The organism is Pseudonocardia sp. TMWB2A, assembly GCF_017312135.1.
Genome location: NZ_QKQY01000001.1, coordinates 402764 through 418022, shown reverse-complemented (window position 1 = coordinate 418022; position 15259 = coordinate 402764). Strand labels below are relative to the sequence as shown.

Genomic DNA, 15259 nt, shown 5'->3' with positions numbered 1-15259 from the left:
CAACAGGCCGCATATATCGGGCCTTAACAACAGGAGAGCGTGCATGGCTACCGTACATGATGACGGCCTGCCCAAGCATCACGAGGCGACACAAAGCGAAAAGCTTGTGATCACCGCCTCGTCGCTGGGTACGGTTTTTGAATGGTATGATTTCTACCTTTACGGGCTTTTGGCCGTAATTATCACCGCCCAGTTTTTTTCGGGTGTCAATGAAACCACCGGCTTCATTCTGGCCCTCGGCGCTTTCGCGGCAGGCTTTGCCGTGCGGCCCTTTGGCGCGCTGGTGTTCGGGCGCATCGGCGACCTTGTCGGGCGCAAGAATACCTTCCTTGTGACGATGGGCCTGATGGGGCTTTCGACCTTCGTTGTCGGCCTCCTCCCCTCTTATGCCTCGATAGGGGTCGCAGCGCCGATCCTTCTCGTCCTTATGCGTATTATCCAGGGCCTTGCCTTGGGCGGCGAATATGGCGGGGCGGCAACTTATGTGGCCGAACACGCACCCAATAATAAGCGCGGCCTTTACACCAGCTTCATCCAGACGACCGCGACGCTCGGCCTGTTTGCCGCGCTTCTGGTGGTCATCGGCACGCGCACGCTGGTTGGCGAAGAAGCGTTTAAAGAATGGGGCTGGCGTATTCCGTTTCTCGTGTCGATCATCCTGTTGGGTGTCTCCATGTGGATCCGTATGCAGCTTGCCGAAAGCCCCGTTTTCCTCAAGATGAAGGAAGAAGGCAAAACATCGAAGGCCCCGCTTACCGAAGCTTTCGGCCAGTGGAAAAACGCCAAATGGGTGCTGGTCGCCTTGCTCGGCGCGGTCGCGGGCCAAGCGGTGGTTTGGTATACCGGCCAATTTTACGCCTTGTTCTTCCTTGAAAAAATGCTGCTGGTGGATGGCGCGACGACCAATATATTGATCGCCATTGCGCTCGCTCTCGCAACGCCTTTCTTTGTCTTTTTCGGTTGGCTGTCGGACCGGATCGGGCGCAAGCCGATCATCCTGTTCGGTTGTGCCTTGGCGGCCCTCACCTATTTCCCCGCCTTCCATATGTTGTCGCAAGCCGCCAACCCTGCGCTCGCCCGCGCAGAAGCCGCATCGCCTGTGACGATTGTGACCCATGATGCGGATTGTTCGGTGCAATTCGATCCGATCGGTCGCAATAAATTTGACAGCAAAAGCTGCGATATTGCCAAATCCTTCCTCGCCAAAAATGCGATCAGCTATAATAATGTCGAAGCTCCTGCGGGCAGCATTGCGATGGTGAAGATTGGTGACCAAAGCTTTACCGCGCCCGATCCGTCGCAAGTGACGGGCGAAGCGCGGGCCGCCGCGATCAAGAGCTTCCAGGGCGAAATCAAGGGCGCGCTCCAGGCAGCGGGCTATCCGGCCAAGGCCGACCTTGACCAGATGAACAAGCCGATGGTGGTTGCAGTGCTCTTCTATCTCGTCCTGTTGGTGACGATGGTTTACGGGCCGATCGCCGCAATGCTGGTCGAACTGTTCCCCAGCCGTATCCGTTATACATCAATGTCCTTGCCCTATCATATCGGTAATGGCTGGTTTGGCGGTTTCCTCCCGACAATCGCCTTTGCGATGGTCGCGGCGACCGGCAATATCTATTACGGCCTATGGTATCCGATAGTGATTGCGGCGCTGACCGTGGTGGTCGGCCTCATCTTCCTGCCGGAAACCTTCCGCCGCAATATTGACGATTAAGACCAAGCCGCGCCCGGCGGACCAAACCCCGCCGGGCGCGCAGCTATCCAGAAGGGGCACCCCCAACGCCCCCACCTTCGGGCCCCGCCCCGGCGATCATCCTTCATCAGAAAGGATGGGGCCGGGGCGTTTTTTTTGCGCCGCACGCTTGGAAGGGGGCGCCAAGCAGCATGGCTTAATCAACATGTTGTGCTTTGCACGACGGAATATAAAACTCCTGCAATTCTGCCGAAAACACCCCCTTAGCTTCGCAAAGTTCGGGCAAATCGCCAAATTTGCGAACCCCCATATATTGTGGTGTCGTTCGGGCGCCCCGTTCCGGTTTCACCTGCATATTCATGTCCTTTCCCCGATAGTTGCGTGCAACGGCTAAACCGATTCCACGGCAAGGCTGGCAAACGGGCCGGACGTAGGACAGGCAATATTTAATCCGTTCGTCCTGACTAGGCTCGTAGAGCCGTATCAAAGGAGCCGAGGTTTAAACCGGTCCTTCGATACACATCTTCTCGATAGCCGAAGGGCCGCTCAGGACGAACGGGTTTAATATAATTTTCAGCGATTTTAATTGCTCGAACAATATATATTTCACTCCCCCCATTTCCCCATCCCAATTATGCAGCGCACCTCCGCATCAAAAAAACTCCGCGTCTCCGCGCCTCCGCGTGCCCCCTTACTTCAAACTTCCGCGCCCTATGCGTCTCTGCGTGAAGCATATCGACCCCATCGATCCAAAACGCCAAACGGTTGGAACTCCATCATAGTTTCCGTGTTGAACGCCGAAGCGCCGCATTGTCGCGCGGATGCAATCGCGGTTGCATAATTCACACTTGACCGGGCGCGCACTGACGCTTATCTGGCTCGCGAATAACTAAACGATACCGTTTCGTTCTTTCAGGGAATATGAATTTATGAACGACAAAACGCCCGCCGCCGGTCATGACGACACCGAAGCTGTCCGTGACGCTGCGCCCGCAAAATCCTCCGCCGCAACCACGGCGGAAACTGACGCCGGACCGGCTGATGAAACCATGCTCGATGTGGATGATGACAGCGATGATGGCGATGATGACGCCCCCGCCAAAAAGCGCCCCTGGCTCGCGCCGGTCCTGTTGACCCTGCTGGCGGGCGGCCTGCTTTATGGCGGTTATGCCTATATCGACTACCGCAATGTCGGCCAATATATGCAGTCAACCAACGATGCTTATGTGCGCGCCGATGGCGTTGCGGTAAGCTCCAAGCTGGGCGGCTATGTGAAGGCCGTCAATGTCGCCGATAATGAGCAAGTCAGCCCCGGCTCCTTGCTGGTCGAGGTCGACCCCACCGATTATCAATCGCGCATCGACCAAGCCGCCGCGCAAATCGACGTCGCCCGCGCCACCGAAGCCGCTACGTTGTCCAGCATTGGCGAGGCCGAAGCCGGTGTGCGTCAAGCCCAGGCCGGGGTCGCCGCTGCCCGCCGCGATGTGAGTTTCCTTAACGGCGAGATTGCGCGCTACCGCCCGCTCGTCGCGACTGGCGCAGAGCCGAAAATGGCGCTCGACCAGTTGATTTCGAACCGCGATAAAGCCTTGGCCGATGTGCAGGCCAAGGAAGCCTCGGTCGTTGCCGCCCAGCGCCGCATCTCTTCCATCAAATCGCAGAGCGGCCAATCGGTCGCGCAAATCCGCGCCGCCGAAGTGCAGCGCCGCGCCGCCGCCAATGACCTCAATGCCACGCGCCTCACCGCGCCGGTGGGCGGCAAGGTTGCGAGTTCGACCGTGCGCGTCGGCCAATTTGTCCAACCCGGCCAGCGGCTCATGACCATTGTTCCGACCGGCAATCTTTATGTCGAAGCCAATTTCAAGGAAACGCAGATCGGCCTGATGCGCGTCGGACAGCCGGTGACCATTTCTGTCGATGCGCTGCCCGATGTCGAATTCAAGGGCGTGGTGGACAGCATCACACCGGGCACGGGCGCAAATTTCTCGCTGATCCCGCCGCAAAATGCGACCGGTAACTTCACCAAAATCGTCCAGCGCGTCCCCGTCCGTATCAAGCTTAATGCAGGCCCGGAATCGCGCAAAGTGCTGGTCCCCGGGCTGTCATTGGAGGTGAAGGTCGACACCCGCACCGCCAAGAGCGCGCTTGAAGCAATCCGGCGCGAACAGGAAGGTAAAGCGGGAGCGGCCAAGTGAGCAAGGCCGCCACAATGGAGGCGGGGACGGATGCGTCTCCGCCCGCCAAGCCGACCGAGGAACGCGCGGATGTGACCGCATGGCTCGGCGTTGCGGCGGGCGCTATCGGCTCGCTCATGGCGACGCTCGACATTTCGATTGTCAACGCATCGCTGCCGACCATTCAAGGCGAAATCGGCGCGTCAGCATCGGAAGGCACATGGGTTGCGACCGCTTATCTGGTCGCGGAAATTGTCGTCATTCCGCTCACCGGCTGGCTGGAGCGCGTATTCGGTTTGCGCCGCTTCCTGCTCGCTGCCGCCGCGCTATTCACCGTTTTTTCGGTGATTTGCGGCCTGTCCACCGATCTAACCACGATGATTATCGGGCGTATCGGCCAAGGCTTTACCGGCGGCGCGATGATCCCGACCGCGATGACGATTATCGCAACAAGGCTGCCGCGCTCGCAACAGCCGATCGGCACCGCCGTGTTCGGTGCTACGGTCATTTTGGGGCCGGTGATGGGGCCGCTGGTCGGCGGCTGGCTCACCGAAAATTTTAGCTGGCATTATGCCTTTTTCGTCAATGTGCCGATTTGTCTGGCGCTGATGGGCCTGCTGATTGTCGGCCTGCCCAATGACAAGATGCGGCTCGACGAGCTGGTCGATGCCGACTGGCTCGGCATTGCGGGTATGTCGATCGGCTTGGGCGGTTTGACGCTCGTGCTGGAAGAAGGCCACCGCGAACAATGGTTTGAATCGCCTTTGATCTGGCAGTTAACCGCGATGACGATTGTGGGTTTCATCCTGCTCGCCGCCGGACAATTTTTCGCCAAAAAGCCGGTGATTAAACTCGCGCTTCTCAAAAACCGCGAATTTGCCGCCGTATTTGTGCTGGCGCTTATCTTGGGTGCGGTGCTTTACGGCACCTCCTATGTCATCCCGCAATTTCTGGCCGCGATAGCCGGTTATAATGCGATGCAGGCGGGCCATGTCGTGTTCCTGTCCGGTATCCCCGCTCTGATGATGATGCCGCTGGTGCCGTTAATGATCCGCTATGTCGATTTGCGGCTGGCGGTGATGGTCGGCTTTATCGTGATGGCCTTGTCCTGCTGGATCGACACCACGCTCACCGCAGGGTCAACGGGGAGCGACTTCACCGACTCCCAATTGCTGCGCGGTTTCGGGCAGGTGCTGGGCATGATGTTTTTGAACCAGGCCGCGATCAGCGCGGTGCGGATGGACGAAGCGGGCGATGCGTCCGGCCTGTTCAACGCCGCGCGTAATCTTGGCGGCTCCATCGGCTTGGCGCTGCTCGCGACCTTACAAGACCAAAGATGGGAATATCATCGCTGGACGCTGCATAGCGGGATTTCCGCCAATGACGCAGCGGTTCAGGAACAGGTTCAGGGCATGGCGATGCAATATGGCGGTGGCCCCGAAGGCTTGGCGGCGGCCTATCGCATGATCGACGGCATGGTCACGCGCGATGCGCTGGTGATGGCGTTCAACGATGAATTTTTCGCACTGACGGTCGGGATTGCCGTGGTGCTGCCGCTCGTACTTCTTTTGAAACCGCTGCCCAAGGGGCAGGTCAATATGGCTATGCATTGAGGATGAATATTATGCCCTCTTCTTACCCGTCGCTGCGCTCCGCCGCCGCTATTCTGCTGCTTGCAAGCGTCAGCGCCTGCACCACGGTCGGTCCCGACTATCAAGGCCCGCCGCAAACCGCATCGAGCGCAGAAGCGCGCGGCGCGTTCCTGCGTGCCGGTCAAGCCGTGCCCGATGCGCCGGTGGCGCGCTGGTGGGAGCAGCTTAACGATCCTTTGCTCACCCGCCTTGTCGATGATGCGATCACCGGGTCTCCCAATATCGCGATAGCCAATGCCAAAATTGCGCAAGCGCGCGCGGGGCTGGCGGCGAACAAGACCGCCAATGTGCCGACCATCGGCACGTCGGTTTCGGCCCCGCACCTCAATATGCCGAACAATCCGTTCCTCCAGCAGCAGGGGCAAAGCGACGAGCGGTTGGATGTGCAGCAATATAGTCTCGGCTTTGATGCGTCGTGGGAGATTGACCTGTTCGGCGGCACGCGGCGCAAGGTCGAGTCGGCATCAGCCAAGGCGCAAGCCGCCGAAGCGGGCCTTGCCGACGCGCAAGTATCGCTCTCCGCCGAAGTCGCGCGCGCCTATGTCGGCATCCGCGCACGGCAGGCGATTTTGGCAGAGTTTGAAGCGCAAAAGCGGGTGGATAGCCAGTTGGTGAGCCTTGCCAGCCAACGCCTGACGCGCGGCACCGCGCCCGAACAGCCGCTCAATCAGGTGCGCGGACAGGCTGCCCAGACGGACGGGCAGATTGCGTCGACCACCGCCGAAATCACCGTATTGAAGGACCAGCTTGCGCTGCTGACCGGACGCGAGCCCGGCGCGCTTGATGCTGATCTTGCGGCGTCTGCACCCATCCCCTTGCCGCCTGCGCAGGTTGCGATTGGCGATCCGGCGCGGCTTTTGCGCAACCGGCCCGACATCCGCATTGCAGAGCGGCAAATGGTCGCCGCCAATGCCGATGTCGGCGCGACGATTGCGGAGAAATTTCCCAAGATAAGCTTTATGGGGATGCTCGGCATGGGCGGCACGTCGGTGGGCGATATGCTGAACCCTAGTAATTTGCTCGGTCTTGTGCTGCCGCGCATTAGCTGGAACCTGTTCGACGGCGGGCGCACCGAGGCGAAGATTGACGCGAGCAAAGGCGCTTATGCCGAAGCCGAGGCCAATTATCGCGCCAAAGTGTTGAGCGCGCTGACCGACGCCGAAAACGCCCTCACCCGGTTCGGCAGCGACCGTGTGGAGTTAGCCAAGGCGCTTGAAACCGAAGCGCAAGCGGCGCGCGCGACCGAATTGCAGCGCCAGCGGGCGCGGGCTGGCACCATCGGCACCAGCGATGCGCTCACCGCCGAACGCCAGCGGATTCAGGCCGGAATGGCCGCGATCAATGCGCGCGCCGAACTTACCAGCGACTATATCGCAGTGCAAAAGGCGCTGGGCTTGGGGTGGGAAGCCCCGACGATAAGCTCAAGAAAAAGCGACTAAAATGCTTGGTGGAGCGCCGGTCATCGGCCCGCAGCAAAAGGCAAGCCCCTTGACATCTCGTCCGATTGGGGCATCCTTTCATCCGATCATTGCCGAAAAGCGCAAAAGCGTCAGGCAATATGGTGAGGATGTGAGGGATGAGTTTGCTGAACAACGCTGTCCGGCGTTTTTTGGCCGCCTATCAGGAAGGGTTGACCATGTCATGCCCTGTCCACAAGGCGACCAAAAATGCAGTTAAATCATTGAAAAAGCGGCATGAAAAAAATAGAAACACCCTTGCCGCCGTCAAACGGAAAGTCGCGCACTAAGGAAGCCGCTCCGGCCCAGCCGTCCGCACGTCCCATGCCGCCAGCCGCGTCGCCGCGCAGCCGCGCGCCGTCCAAGCGAGTCCCGGCAAAGGCGGCTTCTTCAAAACTGGCCCCTTCAAAAACATCCTCCCCGAAACCGGCATCCTCCAAGCGCATCCTGTCCAAACCCGCGCGCACCGGTCGTCCGACCGCAGCCGAAGCCGAACTCTTGTCCGAACATATGTTCGAAGCCGGTTGGGATTTGCTGCTCGCGCACGGCTTTGACGGTTTTTCGTTCGACAAGCTGGCGCGCAAGGCCCGCGTCGGCAAACCGACCATCTATTCGCGCTTCACCAATAAACGCGCTTTCCTCCAAGCCTTGCTCCAGCATCGCATCGAGCAGCGCCAGATGGAAATTACCGCCTCCGCCGGTGAAAAGCCGTTCAAGGAGGTCATGCCCTTCCTTGCGATCCAGATCCTCCAAACCTTCCTGTCACCCGAAGGCCGGTTGATGGACCGGCTGGTCGATTGGCTCGACCATGAGGGCAATGCCGGGGAAGCCTCGGTGCGGCAATGGGCGTTCGAAACTGCGTTCGAGCGCGCCGAAGATTTGATGCGCGCCGCCAATAGCCGCGGCGAATTGCGCATCACCGATGTGCCAGAAGCCGCGCGCTTCATGCTGGAAGGCGTTATCGGCCATGCGCGCGTTACCGATTGCGCCAAGCCTTTCGATACCGACGCCCAATATCGCTGGGCGACGCGCTTTATCGGATTGATGCTCGACGCTTTTACCGCGCGCTAAGACACGCATTTCACCCGCATTTATTCCGCGCCACACCGCGTCCGGCCCCCTCGCGTCCCGATTTCAACCTGCCGAAAAACTCTTTCGGGTGGGCGCAAGCCTATTCTCAATTAAAATTGTTGAAATAGTTTGTTGCTGTCGGGACGTAAACAGAGTCGACCGGCCAGAACCCTTTTTTTGAAGGAGTATGGACGATGACGATATTTGAAACCGCAAGCGCGCCGGAAACGGCCAATAGCCCTGTCATGCTGATCATTCCGGGGATCGACAATAGCGGCCCTGCCCATTGGCAAAGCCTGTGGGAAGAGCAGCACGCCCATGCCTATCGCGTCAATATGGAAAGCTGGACACAGCCGCACCGCAACAGTTGGGTGACGCGGCTCAATCTGGCGGTCACACACGCCGAACGCCCGCTCATATTGGTGGCGCACAGTCTTGGCTGCCACGCGGTCGCATGGTGGGCGGCGCTCGCGGACGAAGAGGTCACACAAAAGGTAGCAGGCGCGCTGCTCGTCGCCCCGCCCGAAGTCGATGCCTTCCCCACCGACCATCGGCTTGCCTCGTTCGGGCCGACGCCCAAGGCGATCTTGCCTTTCCCTTCGATCCTCGTCGCGAGCCGCAATGACCCTTATGTGCAGTTTGACCGCGCGCGGGCCTTGGCGGGCTTTTGGGGGAGCCGCTTTGTCGATGGCGGCTATCTTGGCCATATCAACACCGAAACCGGATTGGGCGCATGGGAGGAAGGACAACAACTCGCAGCACTCGTGGCAAGCCATGCGCCGGTGCCGCCGCCGCTCGCTGAACTGTCCCCGCACCAGCATTGGCCCTCCTCGCACGGGGTCAGCGATGGCCGCAATGCTGTCCACAGGGCGCCTGTGCCCCTGACGGGATAACCGAACATATGAGCGGGCAGCTTGGCCAGCCCTAAGGCAAAAGCCAGATTTGCCCGCGCATAAGGATAAGTTTATTGTCAACTAAATTACTTGAGTATAGCGATAAGCCGGACAACAGATAGAGCCAATGAAGGAGAGCCTATGAAACGCGCAGACCTGTCGAACCGATGGAAGGCCCGTTAAGATGAACGCGCCGATCCCCCGCCCGATCTCGTCGGATACGCTCCGGCATATTGACCAGAGCCTCGCCAATGTCCGCGATGCGCTGTTGAACCTCAGCTTCGGTAATATTGCGCTCACCGTCCATGAAGGGCGGGTCGTGCAAATCGACATTACCGAAAAGAAGCGGCTCAACTTTAGCTGAGCCGCAACTTTCCCGCCGCCACCGATAACGGCGCGCCTATCCCCAATCAGCACCGTTGACCGGACCACCGGAAACGCTGCGATCTCGTCACAAAAGGAAAATTTTGATGATCGCACGTTCCCTCTGGCTGGCCGGGGCGGCCAGTCTTGCCTTTTGCGCGTCCGGCGTAAGGGCGGAAAATTCTACCCCCAACACTCCTGCTGACAGCGCGCCTGAAGTGGTTGCACCCGAAACGGAAGCGCCCGACACCGAAGCAGGCGACACCGAAGCAAGCGACATTGTCGTCACCGCCCGCCGCCGCGCCGAAACCGCGCAAAATGTGCCGATCGCCATTTCGGTGGTGAGCGGGGCGCAGATTGACAGCACCGGCGCGTTCAATGTCGGGCGCTTGCAACAGCTTGCCCCGACCTTGCAATTTTATACGAGCAACCCGCGTAACTCTGCGGTCAATATTCGTGGGATCGGCGCGCCGTTCGGCCTCACCAATGACGGCATCGAACAGGGCGTCGGCATCTATGTCGATGATGTCTATTATTCGCGTGTGGCGTCCGCGACGTTCGACTTTCTCGACGTTGCGCAAATCGAGGTGCTCCGCGGGCCGCAGGGCACGCTTTATGGCAAGAATACCACGGCGGGCGCGGTCAATATCACCACCAACCAGCCGACCTTCGATTTCGAAGCCAAGGCCGAACTCAGCATCGGCAATCTGAATTTCAAACAAGCCAAGGCGGCGATTTCGGGACCGCTCTCCGATACGCTCGCCGCGCGCGTGGCGATTTCGGCGACCAGTCGGCGCGGCACCATCTATAATGTCGCGACCGACCGCTGGACACAGAGCCAGGATAATATCGGGATACGCGGGCAGCTCTTATGGAAGCCGACCGATAATCTCAGTATCACTTTAGTGGGCGATTATAATAAGCAGGATGCGGTGTGCTGCTCGTCGGTCTTTGTCCGCACCGGCGCGACCCAGCGGCCTTTGAACCGCCAATATGAAGCTTTGGCCGCCGCGCAAAACTATCAGGTGGTGAGCCGCAACCCCTATGATCGCCTGACCGATCTCGATGCCAACCTCAATGCGGGCAATGAAATTGGCGGCGCGGCTTTGCGCATCAAATGGGATGTTGGTCCCGGCACGCTGACGTCGGTCACCGCGTGGCGCTATTGGGATTGGCAACCGGAAAATGACCGCGACTTTACCGCTTTGCCTATCGTCACGAAATCGCAAAACCCTTCACAGCAAAAACAATATACGCAGGAATTGCGCTATAATGTGAGCGCCGACCGGTTCGATTTTGTCGTGGGCGGCTTTGCCTATTATCAGCGCATCGACACGCAAGGGACCGAAGCGCATGGGCCAGCCTCCAGCCGCTGGACGCTCAATCCGTCCAGTGCGCTCGCGAACGACCCGTCGGTGCTGGACGGGCTGACCGCGATCAACACGCAATATTTGAAAAATACCAGCCTTGCCCTGTTCGGGCAGGCGACGTGGAAAGTGAGCGACCATTTTTCTATCCAGCCCGGCATCCGCGTCAATTATGACAAGAAGAAAGGCTTTTACCAGCGGCGGGTGTTTGCAGGCGACAGGTCGCCGGTGGTTTACGGCCCGACCGATGCGGTGACGCTCGCAAGGCTGGGCGTGTTCGCGCCGCAGGAAATTTCCCCGACCTTTAGCGACTGGAATTTCAGCTATGACCTCACCGCAACCTATAAGCCGGACCGCGACCTTCTTTTCTATGCAACCTATGCCAAGACCTTCAAATCGGGGGGCATCAACCAGAATGGCGTGCCGTCCGATGCGAGCAATAATCCCATCCTTGCCGCCGCGACGGTCAAGCCGGAATCGGTCCATCATTTCGAACTGGGGGCAAAGACCGAATTTTGGGATCGCCGCGCGACCTTTAACCTGTCGGCCTTCCGCACCGACATTAAAAATTATCAGGCCAATGTGAATAACGGCCAATTTGGCGTGCTGCGCGGCTATCTTGCCAATGCGGGTAAGGTGCGCACGCAAGGGGTCGAGGCCGACTTTAGCGTGCGACCGAGCGCGCGTTTCCATGCTTATGTCAACGGCGCGTATACCGATGCCAAATATGTGAAATTTGTCGATGCGCCCTGCCCGCCGGAATTGTCGGGTGGCAGCAACAGCCCGCCCAATTGCGACATTTCCGGCGCGCGGCTCCCCGGCGTGTCCAAATGGGCCTTCTCGTTCGGGGCGGAGGCCAATGTGCCCGCCAAGTTCCTTGGCAAGGACGGTCAATTTTATCTGGGCTATGACGGCAATTACCGCTCGGATTTCTCGTCCAACCCGACGCCTTCGGCCTATACTTGGATAGACGGCTATGCGCTGTCCAATTTCCGCGGCGGTTTCCGCACCGGGGACGGGCTGGACGCTTATCTGTGGGTGCGCAATGCGTTTGACCGCAATTATATGGAGCAATTAAGCGTGGGGCCCGGCAATACGGGATTGATCGTAGGCCTCCCCGGCGACCCGCAGACGTGGGGCGGCACGGTGAAAGTGCGGTTTTGAATTAAATCCTCCCCTGCAAGGGGAGGTGGATTGCCCGCAAGGGCAAGACGGAGGGGTGTCATGCTATCGATAGGGTGTCACCCCTCCGTCATTTGCTGACGCAAATGCCACCTCCCCTTGTCAGGGGAGGATTTTGCTGAGTTAATGGGAGATGAGGGGAAGTTTACAGGAAAAAACCTACCTCACTCGTCCCACAACCCCGTATCGAAAAACCGGTCCATGCGCCGTTCATAGGGCGCGATGTCCTGTCCTTGTTCGGCGACCCAAGCATCATTGAAATAGCTCGACCGATAACGTTCGCCATCGTCGCACAGGATCGAGACAATCGAGCCCGCCTCCCCGCGCGTGGCCATTTCGGAGGCGATGACCGCGCAGGCCCACAGGCTCGTGCCGGTCGATCCACCGCACAGCTTGCCCAAGCGGCGGCTTAAAACGCGGGTGGCGGCGACGCTTTGCGCGTCTTCAATCGCCATCACTCGGTCGATCACATCGGGGAGGAAGCTGGGTTCGACGCGCGGGCGGCCAATGCCTTCGATGCGCCCTGCCCCGCCTTCCTGCCGCACAATGGAGCGGTCATGCCAATGTTTGTGGAAGATTGACGCTTCGGGGTCGGCAACGCAAATCTTGGTCGCGTGGCGGTTATAGCGTGCAAAGCGGCCTATGGTCGCGGACGTGCCCCCGGTCCCCGCGCCGGTCACAATCCAGGTCGGAATGGGGTGCGGCTCATGGCTCATTTGGCTGAAGATGGATTCGGCGATATTATTATTGCCGCGCCAGTCGGTCGCACGCTCGGCATAGGTGAACTGGTCGATATAATGGCCGCCGGTTTCGTCCGCGAGCTGCTGTGCCGCGCCATACATTTCATGCGCGGTATCGACGAAATGGCAGCGTCCGCCGTAAAATTCGATCGCCTCGATTTTGGCAGGCGCGGTGCTGGCGGGACAGACCGCGACGAAGGGGATGCCGAGCATCCGTGCAAAATAGGCTTCCGAAACGGCGGTCGAGCCGCTCGACGCATCGACCACCGTAGTGCGCGGGCCGATGCGGCCATTGCAGAGCGCATAGAGGAACAGCGAGCGCGCAAGCCGATGCTTGAGGCTCCCCGTCGGATGGCTCGATTCATCCTTTAAATAGAGCGCAATATGCGGCAGCGCGGGCAGCGCAACGGGGATAAGATGCGTATCTGCCGAGCGGTTGAAATCCGCTTCGATCCGTCCGATGGCCCAATTTACCCAATCGCGGTCACACGCCACGCGCTATTCCTTTCCGTAAAATCTGTCATTACCGTTACGCAATCCGCGCACAAACAGGCCCCGCCCTTCTGCCGGATTGGCCCCTGTGTCAATGGAGAGCGTCAATGGCGTGTGTTAAGGGTATGTGTCCATCCTTTGTCCGCTCCGTTTGTGGCGGAAAGACGCGCAAGAGGCTTGCCTCGGGCGAGGGTTCGCGGCATGGGCTTGGGACAGATATTTTCGCAGCAAATCAGAAGGGCGCGGGACAGGCCAATGGCACATCGGCAATTGAACGGAAAACTGGTCACAATCTTTGGCGGCGGCGGCTTTATCGGCCATTATGTCGCACAGCTTTTGATGGATGAAGGCGCGCGTATCCGCATCGCCGAGCGCCAGCCCAAAGATGCCTATGCGATCCGCCCGCTCGGCAAGCTCGGCCAGACGCAGTTCGTCCCCGCTGACGTAACCAAGCCCGATACGGTCGCGGCTGCTTGTGCGGGCGCGGACATTGTCATCAACCTCGTCGGCACGATTGCGGGCGATTTTGACGGCGTCAACGCGCGCGGGGCGAAACATATTGCCGAAGCGGCCAAAGCGCATGGCGTGCAGCATCTCGTCCATGTGTCCGCCATCGGTGCCGATAGCGCGAGCGAGGCGGCTTATGCGCGCACCAAGGGCGAAGGCGAAGCCGCGGTCCGCGCCGCCTTCCCCGAAGCCGTGATCCTGCGCCCGTCGATCGTGTTTGGCCGCGAGGACAAGTTCATCAACAAATTTGCCGGCTATTTTAGCGGGCTGAACCTCATGCCCATCGTCATGGGCAAGACCCGGCTGCAACCCGTCTATGTCGAAGATGTCGCCCAAGCGGTGCGCGCGGCCATATTGGAGGCGCCCGCGACCCAGGGCCAGACCTATGAGCTGGGCGGCCCCGAAATTTCGACGATGAAGGGCCTGCTCTTCTGGATCGGCCGCGCGACGGGGCAGACCGTCTATCCGCTCGATATTCCGGATTTCATTTCAGGCCTTGCCGCGCGCCTCACCGGCTGGCTTCCCGGTGCGCCGGTCACTTATGAGCAATGGCTGATGCTGCAAAAGGATGTGGTCGTCAGCGAGGGCGCAAAGACGCTCGCCGATCTGGGCGTTTCCGCTACCCCGATTGCGGCGGTGGCCGAGCCTTGGCTGGTGCAATATCGCACCAATGGCCGTTTCGGCAACAAGGCCCGCGCCTGAAGCGTATCGCCCGCGTGGGGGCAACGCGGTTCAGGCGGGCCCACGCACGCCTATACGAGCAACGCCTCTCCTGCATCCCATCATCTGACGGAAAGTAATCCTGCCCATGTCCCCTATCCTTCTGGCGGTTCTGCTTGGTATCATCGAGGGGCTGACAGAGTTTCTCCCCGTTTCCTCGACCGGCCACCTCATCCTTGCAAGCGCGCTGCTCGGTTTTACCGGCGAAGGCACGGTCGCGTTCAAAATCGCGATCCAGCTTGGCGCGATCCTTGCGGTGATTGTCGCCTATTGGAAGCGTTTCTGGAATGTCGGCGTCGGTTTGCTGCACCGCGATCAGGATGCGATCAGCTTCACCCGCAACATTCTTGTCGGCTTTTTCCCCGCCATGCTGATCGGCGCTTTTGCCTATAAGGGCATCCGCCAGTTGCTCCAGTCGCCAATGACCGTCGCGATCATGCTGATTGTCGGCGGCATCGCGATTTTGCTCATCGAGCGCATGGTCAAACATGTGCGCGTCGAAAGCGTCGAAAAAATGCCGCTCAAGACCGCCATCGCCATTGGCGCGGTGCAATGTATTGCGATGATCCCCGGCGTGAGCCGCTCGGGCGCGACCATCATGGGCGCTTTGCTCATGGGCGTCGAACGCAAGACCGCCGCCGAGTTCAGCTTTTTCTTGGCCGTGCCGACAATGATCGGCGCGACCGTCTTTTCGCTGTGGAGCGACCGCGAACTTTTGTCCTTGGACGACCTTAATCTCATCCTAATCGGCCTTGGCACCGCCTTTGTCGTGGCGCTGTTCATCGTCAAAGCCTTTGTCGCCTTAGTCGGGCGCTATGGCTTTGCGCCCTTTGCTTGGTATCGAATCGTGCTGGGAAGTGTTGCGCTGGTGTGGCTTCTTGCAAAATAGTCCCATAAATTTACTAATTAATAGGCTACAGCCAGAAACTTCGCGACAAGCACGAAACA

13 protein-coding genes are annotated in these 15259 nt (G+C 59.5%); 10 read left to right on the top strand and 3 right to left on the bottom strand.

All coding sequences use genetic code 11. The features are described from left to right. Positions 1-43: 43 nt before the first annotated feature. Entirely contained in the window at positions 44-1714 is a 1671-nt protein-coding gene (locus DMP17_RS01945) for an MFS transporter (RefSeq protein ID WP_337827401.1), read from the top strand. Positions 1715-1889: 175 nt separating this feature from the next. On the opposite strand, the gene DMP17_RS01940 is transcribed toward DMP17_RS01945, so the two are convergent. Next, positions 1890-2054: a hypothetical protein gene (locus DMP17_RS01940; RefSeq protein WP_337827400.1), complete on the bottom strand. Its 165-nt coding sequence runs from the start codon at positions 2052-2054 to the stop codon at positions 1890-1892. A gap of 568 nt (positions 2055-2622) precedes the next feature. On the opposite strand from DMP17_RS01940, the gene DMP17_RS01935 reads away from it, so the two are divergent. Genes DMP17_RS01935 through DMP17_RS01925 form a run of 3 tightly spaced genes read left to right on the top strand, consistent with a single transcriptional unit; the run spans position 2623 to position 6958 of the window. Next, positions 2623-3888 carry an HlyD family secretion protein gene (locus DMP17_RS01935; RefSeq protein WP_337827399.1) on the top strand — a complete coding sequence of 422 codons (1266 nt, stop codon included), beginning with the start codon at positions 2623-2625 and terminating at the stop codon, positions 3886-3888. Beyond that, positions 3885-5480 (top strand): MDR family MFS transporter, encoded by a 1596-nt coding sequence (locus tag DMP17_RS01930; RefSeq protein WP_337827398.1) that lies wholly within the window; start codon positions 3885-3887, stop codon positions 5478-5480. Before DMP17_RS01935 ends, DMP17_RS01930 begins: the two co-directional genes overlap by 4 nt. A 2-nt stretch (positions 5481-5482) precedes the next feature. Next, positions 5483-6958 carry an efflux transporter outer membrane subunit gene (locus tag DMP17_RS01925; RefSeq protein WP_337827397.1) on the top strand — a complete coding sequence of 492 codons (1476 nt, stop codon included), beginning with the start codon at positions 5483-5485 and terminating at the stop codon, positions 6956-6958. A gap of 239 nt (positions 6959-7197) precedes the next feature. Here the strand turns inward: DMP17_RS01925 and DMP17_RS01920 are convergent, their stop codons facing one another. After that, a complete protein-coding gene (locus DMP17_RS01920; RefSeq protein WP_337827396.1) occupies positions 7198-7416 on the bottom strand; it encodes a hypothetical protein in 219 nt (72 codons plus the stop codon). A gap of 70 nt (positions 7417-7486) precedes the next feature. On the opposite strand from DMP17_RS01920, the gene DMP17_RS01915 reads away from it, so the two are divergent. From DMP17_RS01915 to DMP17_RS01900, 4 genes are all read left to right on the top strand, one after another. Further along, entirely contained in the window at positions 7487-8047 is a 561-nt protein-coding gene (locus tag DMP17_RS01915; RefSeq protein WP_337827395.1) for a TetR/AcrR family transcriptional regulator, read from the top strand. Positions 8048-8241: 194 nt separating this feature from the next. Further along, positions 8242-8940 (top strand): RBBP9/YdeN family alpha/beta hydrolase, encoded by a 699-nt coding sequence (locus tag DMP17_RS01910; protein ID WP_337827394.1) that lies wholly within the window; start codon positions 8242-8244, stop codon positions 8938-8940. Positions 8941-9124: 184 nt separating this feature from the next. Further along, complete coding sequence (locus DMP17_RS01905) at positions 9125-9304, top strand: YezD family protein (RefSeq protein ID WP_337827393.1); 180 nt, start codon at positions 9125-9127, stop codon at positions 9302-9304. Between the two features lie 106 nt (positions 9305-9410). Continuing rightward, a complete protein-coding gene (locus DMP17_RS01900) occupies positions 9411-11834 on the top strand; it encodes a TonB-dependent receptor (RefSeq protein ID WP_337827392.1) in 2424 nt (807 codons plus the stop codon). A 182-nt stretch (positions 11835-12016) separates the two neighbouring features. Here the strand turns inward: DMP17_RS01900 and DMP17_RS01895 are convergent, their stop codons facing one another. After that, positions 12017-13087, bottom strand: coding sequence for a PLP-dependent cysteine synthase family protein (locus DMP17_RS01895; RefSeq protein WP_337827391.1), 1071 nt, complete (start codon positions 13085-13087; stop codon positions 12017-12019). Between the two features lie 198 nt (positions 13088-13285). On the opposite strand from DMP17_RS01895, the gene DMP17_RS01890 reads away from it, so the two are divergent. Then, on the top strand, positions 13286-14293 hold the full coding sequence (locus DMP17_RS01890; protein WP_337827390.1) for a complex I NDUFA9 subunit family protein: 1008 nt from the start codon (positions 13286-13288) through the stop codon (positions 14291-14293). Positions 14294-14399: 106 nt separating this feature from the next. Continuing rightward, the gene (locus tag DMP17_RS01885) at positions 14400-15200 is read left to right on the top strand and encodes an undecaprenyl-diphosphate phosphatase (protein WP_337827389.1); all 801 of its coding nucleotides are present in this window, start codon (positions 14400-14402) and stop codon (positions 15198-15200) included. The last annotated feature ends 59 nt before the right edge of the window (positions 15201-15259 follow it).

Excerpts from the sequence above, each read along its gene's own strand:
- DMP17_RS01945 (WP_337827401.1), top strand. The coding sequence starts at position 44 with ATGGCTACCGTACATGATGACGGCCTGCCCAAGCATCACGAGGCGACA.
- DMP17_RS01940 (WP_337827400.1), bottom strand. The coding sequence starts at position 2,054 with ATGAATATGCAGGTGAAACCGGAACGGGGCGCCCGAACGACACCACAA.
- DMP17_RS01935 (WP_337827399.1), top strand. The coding sequence starts at position 2,623 with ATGAACGACAAAACGCCCGCCGCCGGTCATGACGACACCGAAGCTGTC.
- DMP17_RS01925 (WP_337827397.1), top strand. The coding sequence starts at position 5,483 with ATGAATATTATGCCCTCTTCTTACCCGTCGCTGCGCTCCGCCGCCGCT.
- DMP17_RS01915 (WP_337827395.1), top strand. The coding sequence starts at position 7,487 with ATGTTCGAAGCCGGTTGGGATTTGCTGCTCGCGCACGGCTTTGACGGT.
- DMP17_RS01910 (WP_337827394.1), top strand. The coding sequence starts at position 8,242 with ATGACGATATTTGAAACCGCAAGCGCGCCGGAAACGGCCAATAGCCCT.
- DMP17_RS01905 (WP_337827393.1), top strand. The coding sequence starts at position 9,125 with ATGAACGCGCCGATCCCCCGCCCGATCTCGTCGGATACGCTCCGGCAT.
- DMP17_RS01900 (WP_337827392.1), top strand. The coding sequence starts at position 9,411 with ATGATCGCACGTTCCCTCTGGCTGGCCGGGGCGGCCAGTCTTGCCTTT.
- DMP17_RS01890 (WP_337827390.1), top strand. The coding sequence starts at position 13,286 with ATGGGCTTGGGACAGATATTTTCGCAGCAAATCAGAAGGGCGCGGGAC.
- DMP17_RS01885 (WP_337827389.1), top strand. The coding sequence starts at position 14,400 with ATGTCCCCTATCCTTCTGGCGGTTCTGCTTGGTATCATCGAGGGGCTG.